A 16978-nucleotide genomic window follows, 5' to 3' on the forward strand; every position below is an offset into this window, starting at 1 on the left:
AGTACACGACTTTCCAGGGAAGGTGCTCTGAGACTTTTTTCTTTCTGTAAACTAATGACAGTATACAGAACAATCCAGAGACACGCAAGCTAATCATTATTACGCTATTTTAAGAGGTCAATAACAGTTTGGAGGCAAAATTGATTGCTAAGACTTTAGAATTTGAGACTGCTTAGTTTGAATATGCGATGACTTTCTTTCTTAGATAACTAACTGTACTTTGAAAATCAAATGATTTTGCCATTTGTATGTAACAGACTTATGCCAGGATACCGGTGAGGTGGAGCAAAGATATAATGATACTTCTGATTGGGCAGTCGGCTCATAGACCTTAGAGCCGGAACCATACAATTTTATGGTTAAGGTAATCTGCAATGATTACGCAGCAAATGGGTATACAAAACAACCTATAAATTATATTTTCATAGTTTATGCCGAATTTGACAATGAAAGCCGTGTGGCAGGATATGACTTATTAAGTAATCCTGCCACATTCTTTTGGGGTCAAAGCTAAACGGGAGGAGAAAATGGATAATACAAAATTACTAAGATACAGCTTGCAGTTATCAATGCTTAAACAGTTGTTACAGTTGAAACTTATAAGCGAAAAAGAGTATCAATTAATAGAAAAAACAATAAAAAAAGATTATAGTGTAGTATCGAGTATTACTACTTGACTATTTCTGTGTATTATAATACAATTATAGTATCACTACGATAGGAATACAAGAAAGGCGAGGATATGGAAGTTAAAATAATTAAAGCTAACACACCTACAGAACTTTCTTCAAAAAGAAAGATAGAGAGATTAAGAGTAGCAGCCTATTGTCGTGTTAGTACTGATGATGAAGACCAGACTAAGAGTTATCAGTCTATGATTAAATATTATACAGATTTGATACACAATAATAAACAGTGGGTATTTGCAGGAATATTTGCAGATAAGGCAATCACAGGAACAAAGGCAGATATACGTGAAGAATTTCAGAGATTGATTCAAGAATGTCTATCTGGTAAAATTGATTTAGTAATTGCAAAAAGTATTCCAAGATTTGCAAGAAATACATTAGATACTTTAAAATATGTAAGAATGTTAAAGGAAAGAAATGTTGCGGTATATTTTGAAGTAGAAAAAATTAATACCTTGAAGGATGGAGAATTTTTATTAACAATTTTAAGTTCTGTTGCACAGCAAGAAGTAGAAAATACCTCTGCATATGTAAAAAAAGGCTTAAAAATGAAAATGAAAAGAGGAGAGCTTGTAGGGTTTCAAAAATGTCTAGGGTATGATTATGATCCATTAACAAAAACACTTTCTATTAATGAAGAAGGGGCAAAAACAGTAGGCTATATATTTAAGAGATATGTAGCTGGTGCAGGTTCCACTATGATTGCACGAGAATTGAACGAACAAGAAATTCCAACAGTTCATGGAAATCGGTGGTCTCCTTCAAGTGTGATGGGAATTATTAATAATGAAAAATATATGGGAGATTTACTATTAGGAAAGTCTTTCACCGTAGATCCGATTTCAAAAAGAAGATTAACGAATATGGGTGAGGAAGACCGTTTTTATATAGAAAATCACCATGAAGCTATTATATCAAAAGAAATTTTTGAAAAAGCTCAAGAAATTCGTCAGCGCCGGAGTAAGGGGCGGGTAAATGGAGTAGAGACTGGAAAAAGAGAAAAATATAGTAGACAATATGCATTCAGCAGTATGTTGGAATGTGGCTTTTGTGGAGAGACTGTATCAAGGAGATGTTGGCATAGTCATTCAAAATACGAAAAAATTATATGGCATTGTGGAAGGAATATAAGAAAAGGAAAGCGTTTTTGTCCAGAAGCTAAAGGCATTCCAGAACAAGTTATAGAAAAAGCTTTTGTTGAATCTTATCAGATGCTATGTTCTGATCACAAAGATGTATTAGAAGAATTTATAAAAAGGATTGAAGAGACATTGTCTGGCGATTCAATAAAAGACAGAATCAAAAAGATAGATCAGTCTATTCGTAATTTGAAATATAGGAGAAGAAAATTATTAGATAAGTATTTAGATGGAGGTATTGCTAAAGATATTTATGAAGAGGCAGATTTAGATTTAGATAAAAAAATATTTAAAGCAAACCAAGATTTGATTGAATTGGAACAACAATACAATAGTGAAAACAGTTTGCAAAAGAGACTTAAAGATTTTAAAAAAGCATTACTAAAAAATCAGACATTGGAAGAGTTTGATAGAGAAATATTTGAAAGTATTGTCGAAAAGGTTATTATCGGCGGTTATGATGAGAATGGAAAAGAAGATCCCTATAAAATAATTTTCATATATAAAACAGGATTCAAAGACGAAATTGAAAATGCAAAGAAACGATATGAAAACACATCAGGGAGAGTGGATGGAAAATTGTGTTCCTATATTACAAGCGAGGTAAAAGATTTGTATCCTTGTAATAGTGACAACACACATTGATCCTGTTGAATTTGATGGAGATGGAGATATGGATGACCATAATTTCAATTAATTTTACAGGAATCAATTAGAAAAAGTTCTGTTCTCTGGTTGACAAAATGGGCGGTCACGAGTATAATCATAAACAGTTTTAATGCGTTACCACTTTATTGTGACAGAGTATTTAAAGGGCAAGAAGATTGTCACAAAAGAGTCTGTGAATGCAGGCTCTTTCTTTTATAGATTTTTATAAATTAAAAGAGAAAACAGGTAATAAAATTATTTTTTTATGAGAATAGCTCAGACAATTTTATAAAAGTGGTGAATGAGATTTTAATTTAGGAGGATAACATTAATGAAAGAAAAACTGCTCCACACTCCAGAGGGAGTAAGAGATATTTATAACTCAGAATGTAAGAGAAAGTCAGCGGTGGAGAAGCGGATTCATCATATATTAGAGCTTTACGGCTATCAGGATATTGAGACACCAACATTTGAATTTTTTGATATATTTAACAGTGATACAGGAACTGTAAGTTCTGTAGAGATGTTTAAGTTTTTTGATAGAAATAATAATACGTTAGTGCTTCGCCCGGATATGACGCCTTCTATTGCAAGAAGTGTGGCAAAGTATTATAGTGCCTGTGAATTTCCACTTCGTCTTTCTTACCGCGGGAATACATTTTTAAATAACAGGAGTTATCAAGGTAAGCTTACTGAGAAGACGGAGATGGGAGCGGAACTTATTAATGATGACAGTCCGGAAGCAGATGCAGAGGGAATCATCATGATGATTGACTGTTTCCTTGCAGCAGGTCTTACGGATTTTCGTATAGATATCGGGCAGGCAGAGTTTTATAAAGGAATTATGGATGCGTTAGAAGCTTCTGAGGAAGTTAAGGAGCAGATTCACGAATATATTGAGAATAAGAATGCTCTTGGAATGGAGATTCTTTTATCGGATTTATCTATGAAAGATTGTTATCGTAACATTCTGCTTGAGTATAATGATTTATATGGTGATGTTACCATGCTTGAAAAGGCAAAGAAGCTTACGATAAATCCTCGTTGTCAGGCAGCAATTGCCAGACTAGAGGAAGTGTATGAAGTGTTAAAGCTTTACGGTTACGAAAAATATGTAAGTTTTGATCTTGGCATGGTGAACCATTTTGATTATTATACAGGAATTATTTTCCGGGGATATACTTATGGAACTGGAGATGCGATTGGAAAAGGTGGACGTTATGATAACCTTTTAGCGCAGTTTGGTAAGGAAGCAAGTGCTAGCGGATTTACCATTTTGATTGATGATGTACTATCTGCATTAAGCCGTCAGAATATCAGCATTTCCTTAAAAGAATATGCCTATTCTTTACTTCTTTATAAATCAGAGGACAGACAGAATGCGATTCCGTTAGTTGTAAAGTTAAGAGATGCCGGAGTGCGGACGGAACTCGTTTCCATGACAGAAGGAAAGACGTTAGAAGAATATCTTGCTTTTGGAAAGAATCAGGGAGCAGAAGGAATCCTCTATTTAGATGGGGAGAATGTCACTGTTTATGATATGGCTTCCGGAGAGCAGGAGACAAAGACATTACAGGAATTCAGGGAGGAATATTAAGATGCGCTATTTAACATTTGCTCTGGCAAAGGGAAGACTTGCCAATAAAACAATGGATATGTTTGAAAAACTTGGTATTACCTGTGATTCCATTCGTGATAAAGAGACAAGAAAGCTTATTTTTGTCAATGAAGATTTAAAGCTTAAGTTTTTCTTAGCGAAGGCTTCTGACGTTCCTACTTATGTAGAGTACGGTGCAGCGGATATCGGTATCGTAGGAGAAGATACGATTCTTGAAGAGGGAAGAAACCTTTACGAAGTAATGGATTTGGGCTTTGGAAAGTGTAAGATGTGTGTCTGTGGACCGGAAAGTGCAAGAGAAAAGTTACAGCATGGAGAGCTTATTCGTGTAGCTTCTAAGTATCCAAGCATTGCTAAAGATTATTTTTATAATAAAAAGTTTCAGACCGTAGAGATTATCAAGTTGAATGGTTCGGTGGAGTTAGCTCCGATTGTTGGACTTTCTGAGGTCATTGTCGATATCGTGGAGACTGGTTCTACATTAAGGGCAAACGGGCTTACAGTCTTAGAGGAAATTTGTGATCTTTCTGCCCGTATGGTAGTAAATCAGGTAAGTCTTAAGATGGAACAGGAGAGAATTCGTAAACTGATTTATGACCTGCGTAAACTGAAGCAGCAATAGATGGTTAAAAATAGAGACAAAAATAAATTAGAACATTCCAGAGGAAAAGAAAATGAGAGTTTTGAAGGTAAATAAAGAAAATACAAAAAATATTTTAAGTGATTTATTAAAGAGAAGCCCAAATAACTATGACCAGTATGCCGGAACAGTACAGGGTATTTTAGACGAGATTAAGGAAAAGGGAGATGAAGCTCTTTTTGCTTACACAGAAAAGTTTGATAAATGTAAGTTGACAAAAGATACGATTCAGGTAACAGAGGAAGAAATCAAGGCAGCATATGAAAAAGTAGATGATTCTTTAGTAGAAGTTATCCGTAAATCTCTTGTAAATATTCGTGAGTATCATGAGAAACAAAAGAGAAATAGTTGGTTTGATGCCAAACCGGATGGTACGATTCTTGGTCAGAAGATGACAGCTTTAGCTTCTGTTGGCGTGTATGTACCGGGTGGAAAGGCAGCATATCCGTCTTCTGTACTTATGAATATTGTACCGGCAAAGGTAGCTGGAGTAGAAAAAATCGTGATGGTTACTCCTCCAAATAAAGATGGAGAAGTAACACCGGCAACATTAGTAGCAGCAAACGAAGCAGGTGCTACTCATATTTATAAAGTTGGTGGAGCGCAGGCAATCGGTGCATTAGCTTATGGAACAGAATCAATTGAAAAAGTTGATAAGATTGTAGGTCCTGGAAACATTTATGTTGCTCTTGCCAAAAAAGCAGTATATGGACATGTAAGTATTGATTCTATTGCAGGACCAAGTGAGATTCTTGTTCTTGCCGATGATACGGCTAATCCGCATTATGTTGCAGCAGATTTACTTTCACAGGCAGAACATGATGAACTTGCTAGCGCGATTTTAGTGACAACAAGTAAAACACTTGGTGAGAAAGTGCAGGAAGAGATTGAAGGTTACTTAAAGAAGTTATCAAGAGCAGAGATTATTGAAAAATCCCTTGAAAACTTTGGCTATATTTTAGAGGCAGAGACATTAGATGAAGCGTTAGAAGTAGTGAATGCGATTGCTTCCGAGCATCTTGAAATCGTGACAGCGAATCCATTTGAAGTAATGACTAAGGTAAGAAATGCCGGAGCTATCTTTATTGGAGAGTATAGTTCAGAACCACTTGGTGATTATTTTGCAGGACCAAACCATGTTCTTCCTACAAATGGAACCGCGAAGTTCTTCTCTCCGTTAAATGTCGATGATTTCGTAAAGAAATCAAGTATTATTTATTATTCAAAAGATGCTTTGAAAGCGATTCATAATGATATAGAAACATTTGCAAAAGCGGAAGGATTGACAGCGCATGCAAATTCTATTGCTGTTCGTTTTGAAGAGGAGGAGTAGAGATGCCAGAAAGAAAAGCGCGTGTTGAGAGAAATACCAGTGAGACAAAGATTGTTGTTGAGCTGAATTTAGATGGCAGTGGAAAGTATGACATTGATACAGGAATCGGTTTTTTTGATCATATGTTAAATAGTTTTGCACGTCATGGTTTTTTTGATCTGACCTGCAAAGTAGATGGAGATTTAGAAGTCGATTGTCACCATACGATTGAAGATACAGGTATTGTACTTGGACAGGCAATTCGCGAAGCAGTAGGAGATAAAAAAGGAATTCGACGTTTTGGAAACTTCCTGCTTCCAATGGACGAGACGCTTGTACTTGGTGCGGTAGATTTATCCGGAAGACCATATTGCGTGTGTGATTTGCCATTTACCGTAGAAAAAGTCGGTGGGTTTGATACAGAAATGGTACAGGAATTTTTCTATGCAGTTTCTTACAGTGCAGCAATGAATCTGCATTTAAAATTAATACATGGAAGTAACAATCATCATATTATGGAAGCAGCGTTTAAAGCGTTTGCAAAAGCTTTGGATGAAGCTTCTTCCTATGACCCAAGAATTACAGATGTACTTTCTACGAAAGGAGCACTATAAATGAAAAGCACCATTTCTTTTGACGAATTCAAATTAAACAGTGATGGAATGATTCCGGTTATTACACAGGATTATAAGACAAATGAAGTATTGATGCTTGCCTATATGACAAAAGAATCCTTTGAAAAAACATTGGAAACAGGAAAAATGACTTATTTTAGCCGTAGCCGCCAGGAACTTTGGACGAAGGGAGATACTTCCGGACATTATCAGTATGTGAAGTCTTTAGATATTGACTGTGATAAAGATACGATTTTGGCAAAAGTAGAGCAGATCGGAGCTGCTTGTCATACAGGAAACCGTACCTGTTTCTTTACAAGACTTGCGCAAGAGGAGTAAAATAATACAAATAAGGGAAACATAGAAATTATAAGAAATATAGAAAAAACAGATAAAAATTGAGATTAAGATTAAGATAAAGATTAATAGAAAGAAGCTGAAAAAAGAAGATATGAGCGATGTAGAAGTAAAATATCAGAGATTACTGGATTATTTAAAAGAACTTGGATCGGTAGCAGTCGCTTTTTCCGGAGGAGTAGATTCCACCTTTCTTTTAGCAGCGGCGAAAGAAGCATTAGGAGATAATGTGATTGCGTTAACTGCAAAGTCCTGTCTTTTTCCGGAAAGAGAATCAAAAGAAGCACAACAATTTTGTAAAAGTCTTGGTGTGGAACAGATTGTTCTTGATTTAGGAGACACCGAACTGCATCATTTTAAAGATAACCCGCCAAATAGATGTTATATTTGTAAAAAAGGTCTGTTTGAAAAATTTTTACAAAAAGCAGAAGAATACCAGATGGCATATGTTGCAGAAGGTTCGAATATGGATGATTTAGGGGATTATCGACCGGGAATGCAGGCAATCACAGAGCTTGGAATAAAAAGTCCGCTACGGGTAGCCGAGCTTACCAAAGCAGAAATAAGAGAACTATCTCACCAGATGAATCTTCCGACATGGAGTAAACCATCTTTTGCCTGCCTGGCTTCTCGATTTGTTTATGGAGAGACAATAACATCAGAGAAGCTTCTTATGGTAGAACATGCAGAAGAGCTTCTTCGGGAAAAAGGATTTCATCAATTTCGTGTTCGGATTCATGGTACAATCGCAAGAATTGAACTATTGCCGGAGGACATTTCAAGAATTCTTGACGAAAAACTTCGAAAAGAAATCGTAGATAAACTCAAACGATACGGATTTACCTACGTTTCCCTGGATCTGGAAGGTTACCGAACAGGAAGCATGAATGAGGTGTTGGCGTAGCTCCGAGACCACAGATACTATACTAAGAGCCTTTTACTTCCTGTCTTTGGCTGGAAAGGAATTACTACACCAGTGATAGAAGATTTGAGGATGTTTGTTCGTCTGTTCATTTCAACGAATTAAATCAGAAAAAGGTTTACAGTTTTTTATGAAATATGGTATACTAACTTTATGTAACCGAAAACATTTTCAGCATGAGAAGGAGGGCCTTTACTATGTCGGCTGTATTAAGTGCATTTGTTCAATATATTATAACGTTTATTTTGCTGGTAGCAGCCGCGGCCGGAGGTATTTTTTGTGGAAAGAAGTTAAGAACGAAGAAGAACATGGAAAGCAATACGGCTGGTACTGAAAATACATCAGGTAAATAATTAACATAGCGATATATTTTAGGGTGCTGACGGAGAACGGATTGTTTTCTGCCAGCACCCTTTCATGTCGGTATAACCGGCATTAATATATGCGATACTATAGGAGGACAGAATTTTGAAAAAGTATGGAGTAAACGAACTTCGAAGAATGTATCTGGAGTTTTTTGAGAGCAAGGGACATCTTGCAATGAAGAGTTTCTCACTGGTTCCACATAATGATAACAGTTTATTACTGATCAATGCAGGTATGGCACCATTGAAACCTTATTTTACAGGACAGGAGATACCACCAAGAAAGAGGGTAACAACCTGTCAGAAGTGTATTCGTACCGGTGATATTGAAAACGTTGGTAAGACAGACCGTCATGGTACATTTTTTGAAATGCTTGGTAACTTCTCTTTTGGAGATTATTTTAAACACGAAGCAATCGCATGGTCATGGGAGTTCCTTACAGAAGTTGTAGGGCTTGATGCAGACAGATTATATCCATCTGTATACTTAGAAGACGATGAGGCATTTGCTATCTGGAGAGATGAGATTGGAATTGCTCCGGAACGCATTTTTAAGTTTGGAAAAGAAGATAACTTCTGGGAACATGGTGCAGGTCCTTGTGGTCCTTGTTCTGAGATTTATTATGACCGCGGAGAAAAATACGGCTGTGGTAAGCCAGGTTGTACGGTAGGTTGCGATTGTGACCGTTACATGGAAGTATGGAACAACGTATTTACTCAGTTTGAAAATGACGGACATAATAACTATACAACATTAAAACAGAAAAATATTGATACCGGTATGGGATTAGAGCGTCTTGCTGTTATTGTTCAGGATGTAGGATCTATTTTTGATGTAGATACGATTCGTTCCCTGCGTGACAAGATTTGTGAAGTAGCAAAGAAGAATTATAAAGAGAATGAACAGGATGACATTTCAATCCGTCTGATCACAGACCATATCCGTTCCGCTACATTTATGATTTCTGATGGTATCATGCCAAGTAATGAAGGTCGTGGATATGTTCTTCGTCGTATTATCAGAAGAGCAGCTCGTCATGGACGTTTACTTGGTATCGAAGGTAAGTTTTTAGCAGAACTTAGCAAGACAGTGATTGAAGGTTCTAAAGATGGTTATCCGGAATTAGAAGAAAAGAAAGATTTCATTTACAATGTTATCATTCAGGAGGAAGGTAAGTTCAATAAGACAATCGATCAGGGCCTTGCAATCCTTGCTGATTTAGAAGAATCCATGAAGGAAAAAGGTGTAAAAGAACTTGATGGTGAAGATGCCTTCAAACTTTATGATACGTATGGATTCCCATTAGATCTTACAAAAGAAATTCTTGAGGAAAAAGGATACACTGTAAATGAAGAAGCATTCCAGGCTTGCATGAATGAGCAGAAAGAAAAAGCAAGGAATGCAAGAAAGACAACAAACTACATGGGTGCTGACGTTACGGTTTATGAGTCTATCGATCCATCTGTAACAAGTACTTTTGTTGGATATGATACACAGGAATGTGATTCTAAGATTACAGTTATGACAACAGATACAGAGCTTACAGAGGCATTAACTGACGGACAGGCAGGAACAATCTTTGTTGATGAGACACCATTTTACGCTACAGGCGGCGGACAGCATGCCGACAGTGGTGTGATCACATGTAAAGATGGTGAATTTGTTGTAGAAGATGTTGTGAAGATGCTCGGTGGTAAGATCGGACATATCGGACATGTCACAAAAGGAATGTTTAAAGTTGGTGATACGGTAACTTTATCTGTAAATAAAGCACAGAGAGCAGACACAGCAAAAGGACACAGTGCAACACATCTTCTTCAGAAATCTTTACGTACCGTTCTTGGAAATCATGTAGAACAGTCCGGTTCTTATGTTGATAAAGACCGTCTTCGTTTTGACTTCTCTCACTTCCAGGCATTAACAGCAGAGGAAATCGCTGAAGTAGAGAAGATGGTAAATGATAAAATTGCGGAAGATATCGCTGTAAACACAGAGATTATGAGTGTTGATGAAGCAAAGAAGACTGGTGCAATGGCATTATTCGGAGAAAAATATGGTGACAAAGTACGAGTTGTTACAATGGGAGACTTCTCCAAAGAATTTTGTGCAGGTACACATGTACCACACACAGGAGTAATCAAAGCATTTAAGATTATTTCTGAGACAGGTGTTGCAGCAGGAGTAAGACGTATCGAGGCATTAACCGGAGACGGTGTAATGAAATATTACCTTGATGAAGAAAAAACACTTCATGAAGCAGCAAAAGCAGCAAAGGCAGAGCCTCATAAATTAGCAGAAAAGATTCAGTCCATGCTTGACGAGATCAAAGCACTTACTGCAGAGAATGAAAAGTTAAAAGATCAGATTGCAAAGAGTGAAGTTGCAGATGTAATGGATCAGGTAGTGGAAGCAGGCGATTACAAAGTACTTCCAGTATCCGTAAAAGACGTTGATATGAATGCTCTGCGTACTTTAGGTGATGACCTTAAAGATAAGATTGGAAGCGGTGTTATTATTCTTGCTTCCGATATGGGCGGAAAAGTTAACTTAATCGTAACTGCAACAGATGATGCTGTAAAAGCAGGTGCACATGCAGGAAAGATCATCAAAGAGGCAGCAGCCTTAGTAGGTGGCGGCGGTGGTGGACGTCCAAATATGGCTCAGGCCGGTGGAAAGAATCCAGCAGGAATTAAAGCTGCATTAGAAAAAGCAGTGGAAATCGCAAAAGAACAATTATAAAACTTAATTTGTAGATTTCGTATAGATAAAAAAAGAAAAAATACCATATCCCATCTGCTCTGTAGTCGCTGTGTTTAAGATGCTCGTCCGCATCTTAAACACGCTCCGAAGCCGCATCTGGGATATGGTATTTTTTCTTTTTTCTGGCTATTTTAAATCTACAGTTGGGCAACGTGGAATGTACCAGAAGAATATAGCTTTCCGGGAAATTAATTTCTAAAGGGCTGAGGTATAAATTGTTGGATATTACTGAGCTGATAAAAATATGGGAAAAGAGAAAAAACATGGGCTTCTGGGGAAAATTCTCATTTTTTTCACACAAACTCCTGATTTCATCTGGCGCAAAAGAATAGAAAAGCAGAAATTTGATATAGAACAAAATGTGATGTCGGAGCAAGTAAAAATGCCGGTTAGGCATTTTCTACGCCGCGACTATCTTCACATTTTGTTCTATATCAAAATTCTGGTTTTCGTTTCTTAGTCCATCAAATCAGAATTTCGATAGGAGGATAGTTTATGATTCGACCAATTATGAGAGATGTTTTGTTTCTCAAAAAGAAAGCAGTTCCTGCGACAAAAAACGATATGTCAGTAGTGCAGGATTTACTTGATACGTTAAAGGCAAATGAAGCTGGTTGTGTTGGAATGGCAGCAAATATGATTGGGGTAAACAAAAGAATTATTGCGGTGAATATGGGATTTGCGAATATTGCGATGTTAAATCCGATGATTGTGAGTAAAAAAGGACCATATGAAGCGGAAGAAGGCTGTTTATCTTTAAAAGGAGTTAGAAAAACGACTCGATATCAGGAGATAGAAGTGGAGTATGAAGATATTCATTTTAAAAAACAGCACCAGAAGTATAAAGGCTGGGTGGCACAGATTATACAGCATGAGGTGGATCATTGCGAAGGGATAATTATTTGATTTGTGAAGCAAAACAGACGCACCAAAAGAGAGAAGAGACTCTATATCTGTGACTCTATCACTTGTGGGTTGAATGTTCGCTTTTGCGCTCACATTCAATCCTCGTTCTAAGGGCACAATATAGAGTCTCTTCTCTCTTTCGGTGCTGGTTTCGTCAATTTTGTTAACTTACCTATGGTAAATCATAAGATAAATATTAAGAGAACAGTTTTTTCTTGACTTTCGTATATTCTTCTTCGGTATATCTTTTTTCTAATATTTTTTCTTTTGGTATTCCAAAAGAAATGAATGCAGCAATTACGTGTTCCCGTTCCTTTTGAGTATTTTCTCGTTCCCTTTGAAGATTTTCCCGTTCTTTTTTCGTATTTCTACGTTCTTGTGCTACTCCCTTATCCCAGGCATCTTCTAGCATTCCCTGTAATATGCACGACCCATACTTTCTCCCATCGCTTCCACCTTCCTTTCTAATTCTTTAGTCATCTCTACGCCGCATTCATTTTTTAAATAATTCTTTTTTACTTTTGTGAGAAAGTCCTGCATCGACTGGAACTTCTAATATCTCTACTTCCTCAATTCTATTGATTATCTCCAGTATATCATATTCTTTAAATTCTTCTACACTGTATTTTAAAATTCTTGCCAGAATCTGTTTATCCTTTTCTAGCAAGAAGACTCCGACCTAAGGTGGGAGATAAATTGCGTCTGTTACCTACTTGATATTGCATTCTAATCATAGTATAATATATTCAGTCGAATGATAAAGAAAGGCTGAAATACAATGAATTTAGATAATAATGCACATTCAGTGTTCTTACTGCACTATCATCTTGTGCTTGTGGTCAAGTATCGTAGACAGGTTTTTGATGATGGTATTTCCAGCAGGGCGAAAGAGATATTTGAGTATATTGCTCCAAACTACAATATTACTCTTGAGGAATGGAAGCACGATAAAGACCATATACATATCCTTTTCAGGGCACACCCCAATACGGAAATAAGTAAGTTCATAAATGCATATAAGAGTGCAAGCAGCAGACTTCTTAAGAAAGAGTTTCCACAGATACGGCAAAAGTTGTGGAAAGAACATTTCTGGAGCAAGAGTTTTTGTTTGATTACAACAGGCGATGCGCCAATTGAAGTGATCAAAAAATATATAGAAAGTCAGGGACAAAGGGACCGAAAAAGGAAGTGACAGAGTGGCAAACAGAGCATATAAATTCAGAATGTATCCCAATGATGAACAGAAGATTTTGTTTGCTAAGACTTTTGGATGTGTCAGAATGGTGTATAATCATTGGCTTGATAGAAAGATCCGGCAGTACGAGGAGAACAAGACAAACGTAACATATACCATTTGTGCAAAAGAAATGGTTGCAATGAAGAAAACGGAAGAATACGGATTTTTAAAGGAAGTAGATAGTATTGCATTACAGCAATCGCTCAGACACCTTGATACGGCATTTCAGAACTTTTTCAAACAGCCGAAAACAGGTTTCCCAAGATTCAAATCAAAAAAGCGGAATAAAAACAGCTATTCCACGGTCTGCATCAATGGGAACATGACTCTGTCTAATGGATATTTGAAATTACCTAAGATTGGCCAAGTCCGCTTAAAACAGCACAGGTCTGTTCCAAGTGAATACAGACTGAAATCTGTAACAGTAAGTCAGACCCCAAGTGGAAAATACTATGTAAGTATTCTTTTTGAGTATGAAGACCAAGTACAGGAAAAGGAGCTGCAAAAGTTTTTAGGTTTAGATTTTTCCATGCATGAATTATATCGTGACAGCAACGGTAAGGAGCCTGCCTATCCAAGGTATTACAGGAACGCAGAGAAAAAATTAGCGAGAGAACAACGTAAGCTTTCCAAAATGCAGAAAGGTTCAAACAATCGCAATAAGCAGAGGCTTAAAGTGGCAAAACTTCACGAAAAGGTTTCCAATCAAAGAAAAGACTTTCTGCATAAGCAGTCAAGACAGATAGCCAATGCCTATGATTGCATATGTATAGAAGATTTGGATATGAAAGCAATGTCACGGTCGTTGAAATTTGGAAAATCCGTTTCAGATAACGGCTGGGGAATGTTCACAACATTTTTGAAATACAAACTGGAGGAACAGGGGAAAAAGATTGTGAGAGTGGATAGATTTTTTGCAAGCAGCCAGACCTGTTCTGTTTGTGGTTACAAAAATACAAAAACGAAAAATCTTGCGATAAGAGAGTGGGATTGTCCGCAGTGTGGAACCCATCACGACAGAGATGTAAATGCGGCGATAAATATCAGAAATGAGGGAATGCGGCTGGTAATTGCATGACCGTAGAGAACAAATACAACCGTGGGACACACGGGGATAGCTCGCATATGCTTAGCACGGTAGTGCTATCGAACGAGAACCAAACTTGCCGAAGTTGGGAAGCCCACACCTCTATAGGTGGGGGAGGATGTCACATCTGATATAATAACCAAAATAAAGAGGTAAAAGAACTGGAGAAATAATTTATTTAAAAAATTTTAAAAAAGTTATTGACGAATTAGTATTTTGTGCTATAATGTTAGACAGTGCAAAAATACCCAGACAGTTGTATTAGGCACAATACGCAACTGGAGGGAGGTTAGGTGAGTCAATGTCAAGTATTATCGTTAAAGAAAACGAATCTTTAGACAGCGCTCTTCGTCGTTTTAAGAGAAGCTGTGCTAAAGCAGGTATTCAGCAGGAGATTCGTAAAAGAGAACACTATGAGAAACCAAGTGTGAAACGTAAAAAGAAATCTGAAGCTGCTAGAAAACGAAAATATAAATAAGTGCTGTAAGAGGACATCCAGTTAAGGATGTCCTTTTTTCATGTTGTTTTTTAAGGATATCCTGGGGAGGTTTGAGATTTAGAAATTTAGTTCCCAGACTTCGTCTGTGTCCATTTTCCAAATAGATCAAATTAGACATAATTGTGATTATGTAAAGTTCACAAAAGAAAAACTTTCTTTTATAAATAGTTATTCAAAATATCCTTAAAATTGCACAAAACTAATTGACCGATTTATACAAAAGTGATATTATTAAAACTGGAATGAGTGTATGAGTTATCATATACTTCCAATGATATATTATTTCTTTGAAGGAGGAGATTATTTTGAAGAAGATTATTAATGCAGTAGATCAGGTAGAAAACCAGATGATAGAAGGTATGGTTAAGGCTTTCCCTCAGTATGTTAAGAAGCTTGACTGTGGTAATGTTGTTGTCAGAGCGCAGAAGAAGACTGGCAAGGTAGCATTAATCAGTGGTGGTGGAAGCGGACATGAGCCAGCACATGGCGGATTCGTTGGAAAAGGTATGTTAGATGCTGCAGTTGCAGGTGCTGTATTTACTTCTCCTACTCCTGACCAGATTTATGAAGGAATTAAAGCCGTTGATGATGGCAAGGGCGTTTTAATGGTAGTAAAGAATTATACAGGTGATGTTCTTAACTTCGAGATGGCAGCAGAGATGGCAGCGGATATGGATGGCATCGATGTAAAAGAAGTTGTTGTTAATGATGACGTAGCTGTACAGGATTCTTTATATACAACAGGTCGTCGTGGTGTTGCCGGAACTGTATTTGTACATAAGATTGCCGGAGCATTAGCAGAAAGAGGAGCAAGCCTTGATGAAGTACAGGCTGTTGCTCAGAAAGTTATCGATAACGTAAGAACAATGGGTATGGCTATTAAGCCTTGTACTGTACCAGCAGCTGGAGAACCTGGATTTGAACTGGCTGACGATGAGATGGAAATCGGTATTGGTATCCATGGAGAGCCTGGTGTTGAGAAGAAGCCTCTTGAAACAGCAGATGAGATTGTTGATACACTCCTTGAGAAGATTTTAGCAGATATCGACTATGCAGGATCTGAAGTTGCAGTGATGATTAATGGATGTGGATCTACTCCTTTAATGGAACTGTTCATCGTTAATAATCATGTGGCAGATGTTTTAGCTGAGAAAGGTATCAAAGTATATAAGACAATGGTAGGCGAATACATGACATCTCTTGAGATGGAAGGATTCTCTATCACATTACTTCGTCTGGATGATCAGATGAAAGAACTTTTAGATGATGAGGCAGATACTCCTGCACTTACCGTTGCAAAATAATAGAACAACAGGCAGACTGTCTAAGGTCAGTTATTGACAGACTGACCTTAGACAGGTTACAATGAATTATAAAAAGACCGGCGTAATCTGCGTGGGTCTTTTGTTACAGTATTAATATGATACCAGGGTAAAAGGCTAGAAAGCCGATGCAAGTATGCTTGCAAGAGTGTAAAGCATGTAATGATTTGGTATCAAAAGGGTCAAAATACTTTTTGACCTCAACAGCATAATATCAGGAAAGAGGACATAATTATGGCAGACGTAAAAAAAGTAATTGAGATCATTGACAAGATTATTGCAGATGTAGATGAGCAGAAGTTATTTTTAACAGAGCTTGATAATGTAATTGGTGACGGTGACCATGGAATTAATCTTGCACGTGGTTTTGATGCAGTTAAAACAATTGAAGGAACATTTGAAGGCAAAGATATCGGAGCTATTTTAAAAGCAATCGGAATGAAGCTTGTTTCTACTGTTGGTGGTGCTTCCGGTCCTTTATACGGAACAGCATTTATGAAGTCAGGTGCTTTACTGAATGGTAAGACAGAGATGGATATGAATGACTTTATCGAAATGCTTCAGGTTTCTATTGACGGTATCATGAAGCGTGGTAAAGCAGTAAAAGGCGAGAAGACTATGCTTGATGCCATGATTCCGGCACATGATGCAATTGCAGCTTCCTATGAAGCAGATAAAGATGCAAAGAAAGCTTTAGAAGCAGGTGTAAAGGCAGCGGAAGAAGGTATTGAATATACAAAGACAATTATCGCAACAAAAGGTCGTGCAAGCTATCTTGGAGAAAGAAGTATCGGACATCAGGATCCGGGCGCTACTTCATTTACATTAATGCTTAAAGCAGTACAGGAACTTGCATAAGAGA

The 16978-nt window shown here is 37.2% G+C and carries 16 protein-coding genes and 1 pseudogene; 16 read left to right on the forward strand and 1 reads right to left on the reverse strand.

The genetic code is table 11. The features are described 5' to 3' along the window. Positions 1-527: 527 nt before the first annotated feature. The 11 genes and pseudogenes from FYJ25_RS07825 (at position 528) to FYJ25_RS07875 (ending at position 11971) form a co-directional block, all read left to right on the forward strand. On the forward strand, positions 528-677 hold the full coding sequence (locus FYJ25_RS07825) for an SHOCT domain-containing protein (protein ID WP_044921755.1): 150 nt from the start codon (positions 528-530) through the stop codon (positions 675-677). Between the two features lie 65 nt (positions 678-742). Continuing rightward, positions 743-2473 (forward strand): recombinase family protein, encoded by a 1731-nt coding sequence (locus tag FYJ25_RS07830; RefSeq protein ID WP_154580986.1) that lies wholly within the window; start codon positions 743-745, stop codon positions 2471-2473. Positions 2474-2807: 334 nt separating this feature from the next. Next, positions 2808-4073, forward strand: a complete 1266-nt coding sequence (hisZ, locus tag FYJ25_RS07835; protein ID WP_021906752.1) for an ATP phosphoribosyltransferase regulatory subunit — start codon at positions 2808-2810, stop codon at positions 4071-4073. A 1-nt stretch (position 4074) separates the two neighbouring features. Continuing rightward, positions 4075-4716 carry an ATP phosphoribosyltransferase gene (gene hisG, locus FYJ25_RS07840; protein WP_154580987.1) on the forward strand — a complete coding sequence of 214 codons (642 nt, stop codon included), beginning with the start codon at positions 4075-4077 and terminating at the stop codon, positions 4714-4716. Positions 4717-4768: 52 nt separating this feature from the next. Beyond that, entirely contained in the window at positions 4769-6067 is a 1299-nt protein-coding gene (gene hisD / locus FYJ25_RS07845) for a histidinol dehydrogenase (protein ID WP_096239593.1), read from the forward strand. Between the two features lie 2 nt (positions 6068-6069). Beyond that, positions 6070-6660 (forward strand): imidazoleglycerol-phosphate dehydratase HisB, encoded by a 591-nt coding sequence (hisB, locus tag FYJ25_RS07850; RefSeq protein WP_021906642.1) that lies wholly within the window; start codon positions 6070-6072, stop codon positions 6658-6660. Positions 6661-6675: 15 nt separating this feature from the next. Next, positions 6676-6996: pseudogene (gene hisI, locus FYJ25_RS07855) on the forward strand (phosphoribosyl-AMP cyclohydrolase); the annotation flags it as partial. 115 nt (positions 6997-7111) lie between these two features. After that, complete coding sequence (gene larE / locus FYJ25_RS07860; protein WP_154580988.1) at positions 7112-7921, forward strand: ATP-dependent sacrificial sulfur transferase LarE; 810 nt, start codon at positions 7112-7114, stop codon at positions 7919-7921. Between the two features lie 215 nt (positions 7922-8136). Next, positions 8137-8292, forward strand: a complete 156-nt coding sequence (locus FYJ25_RS07865; protein ID WP_123864842.1) for a vanadium nitrogenase — start codon at positions 8137-8139, stop codon at positions 8290-8292. A 115-nt stretch (positions 8293-8407) separates the two neighbouring features. Continuing rightward, a complete protein-coding gene (alaS, locus tag FYJ25_RS07870; RefSeq protein ID WP_154580989.1) occupies positions 8408-11044 on the forward strand; it encodes an alanine--tRNA ligase in 2637 nt (878 codons plus the stop codon). A 516-nt stretch (positions 11045-11560) separates the two neighbouring features. Beyond that, entirely contained in the window at positions 11561-11971 is a 411-nt protein-coding gene (locus FYJ25_RS07875) for a peptide deformylase (protein WP_021907489.1), read from the forward strand. A 493-nt stretch (positions 11972-12464) separates the two neighbouring features. Here FYJ25_RS07875 and FYJ25_RS07880 read toward each other — a convergent pair whose 3' ends face one another. Next, positions 12465-12638, reverse strand: coding sequence for a hypothetical protein (locus tag FYJ25_RS07880; protein WP_154580990.1), 174 nt, complete (start codon positions 12636-12638; stop codon positions 12465-12467). A 111-nt stretch (positions 12639-12749) separates the two neighbouring features. On the opposite strand from FYJ25_RS07880, the gene tnpA reads away from it, so the two are divergent. The 5 genes from tnpA (at position 12750) to dhaL (ending at position 16974) form a co-directional block, all read left to right on the forward strand. Then, the gene (tnpA, locus tag FYJ25_RS07885) at positions 12750-13163 is read left to right on the forward strand and encodes an IS200/IS605 family transposase (RefSeq protein ID WP_154580991.1); all 414 of its coding nucleotides are present in this window, start codon (positions 12750-12752) and stop codon (positions 13161-13163) included. Between the two features lie 4 nt (positions 13164-13167). Further along, positions 13168-14286, forward strand: coding sequence for an IS200/IS605 family element RNA-guided endonuclease TnpB (tnpB, locus tag FYJ25_RS07890; protein ID WP_330578310.1), 1119 nt, complete (start codon positions 13168-13170; stop codon positions 14284-14286). A gap of 310 nt (positions 14287-14596) precedes the next feature. Further along, a complete protein-coding gene (gene rpsU, locus FYJ25_RS07895; protein ID WP_005346250.1) occupies positions 14597-14773 on the forward strand; it encodes a 30S ribosomal protein S21 in 177 nt (58 codons plus the stop codon). 326 nt (positions 14774-15099) lie between these two features. Continuing rightward, positions 15100-16098: a dihydroxyacetone kinase subunit DhaK gene (dhaK, locus tag FYJ25_RS07900; RefSeq protein WP_021907690.1), complete on the forward strand. Its 999-nt coding sequence runs from the start codon at positions 15100-15102 to the stop codon at positions 16096-16098. 252 nt (positions 16099-16350) lie between these two features. Then, on the forward strand, positions 16351-16974 hold the full coding sequence (dhaL, locus tag FYJ25_RS07905; RefSeq protein WP_021907691.1) for a dihydroxyacetone kinase subunit DhaL: 624 nt from the start codon (positions 16351-16353) through the stop codon (positions 16972-16974). Positions 16975-16978: the final 4 nt, after the last annotated feature.

The organism is Anaerobutyricum soehngenii (genome assembly GCF_009697165.1).
In the GTDB taxonomy this organism is placed as follows: Bacteria; Bacillota; Clostridia; order Lachnospirales; family Lachnospiraceae; genus Anaerobutyricum; species Anaerobutyricum soehngenii.

Bases quoted from the DNA above. Each gene is read 5' to 3' on its own strand.
- hisZ (WP_021906752.1), top strand. From the start codon at position 2,808: ATGAAAGAAAAACTGCTCCACACTCCAGAGGGAGTAAGAGATATTTAT.
- FYJ25_RS07830 (WP_154580986.1), top strand. From the start codon at position 743: ATGGAAGTTAAAATAATTAAAGCTAACACACCTACAGAACTTTCTTCA.
- FYJ25_RS07875 (WP_021907489.1), top strand. From the start codon at position 11,561: ATGATTCGACCAATTATGAGAGATGTTTTGTTTCTCAAAAAGAAAGCA.
- hisG (WP_154580987.1), top strand. From the start codon at position 4,075: ATGCGCTATTTAACATTTGCTCTGGCAAAGGGAAGACTTGCCAATAAA.
- dhaL (WP_021907691.1), top strand. From the start codon at position 16,351: ATGGCAGACGTAAAAAAAGTAATTGAGATCATTGACAAGATTATTGCA.
- larE (WP_154580988.1), top strand. From the start codon at position 7,112: ATGAGCGATGTAGAAGTAAAATATCAGAGATTACTGGATTATTTAAAA.
- rpsU (WP_005346250.1), top strand. From the start codon at position 14,597: ATGTCAAGTATTATCGTTAAAGAAAACGAATCTTTAGACAGCGCTCTT.
- FYJ25_RS07825 (WP_044921755.1), top strand. From the start codon at position 528: ATGGATAATACAAAATTACTAAGATACAGCTTGCAGTTATCAATGCTT.
- hisB (WP_021906642.1), top strand. From the start codon at position 6,070: ATGCCAGAAAGAAAAGCGCGTGTTGAGAGAAATACCAGTGAGACAAAG.
- FYJ25_RS07865 (WP_123864842.1), top strand. From the start codon at position 8,137: ATGTCGGCTGTATTAAGTGCATTTGTTCAATATATTATAACGTTTATT.
- tnpA (WP_154580991.1), top strand. From the start codon at position 12,750: ATGAATTTAGATAATAATGCACATTCAGTGTTCTTACTGCACTATCAT.
- hisD (WP_096239593.1), top strand. From the start codon at position 4,769: ATGAGAGTTTTGAAGGTAAATAAAGAAAATACAAAAAATATTTTAAGT.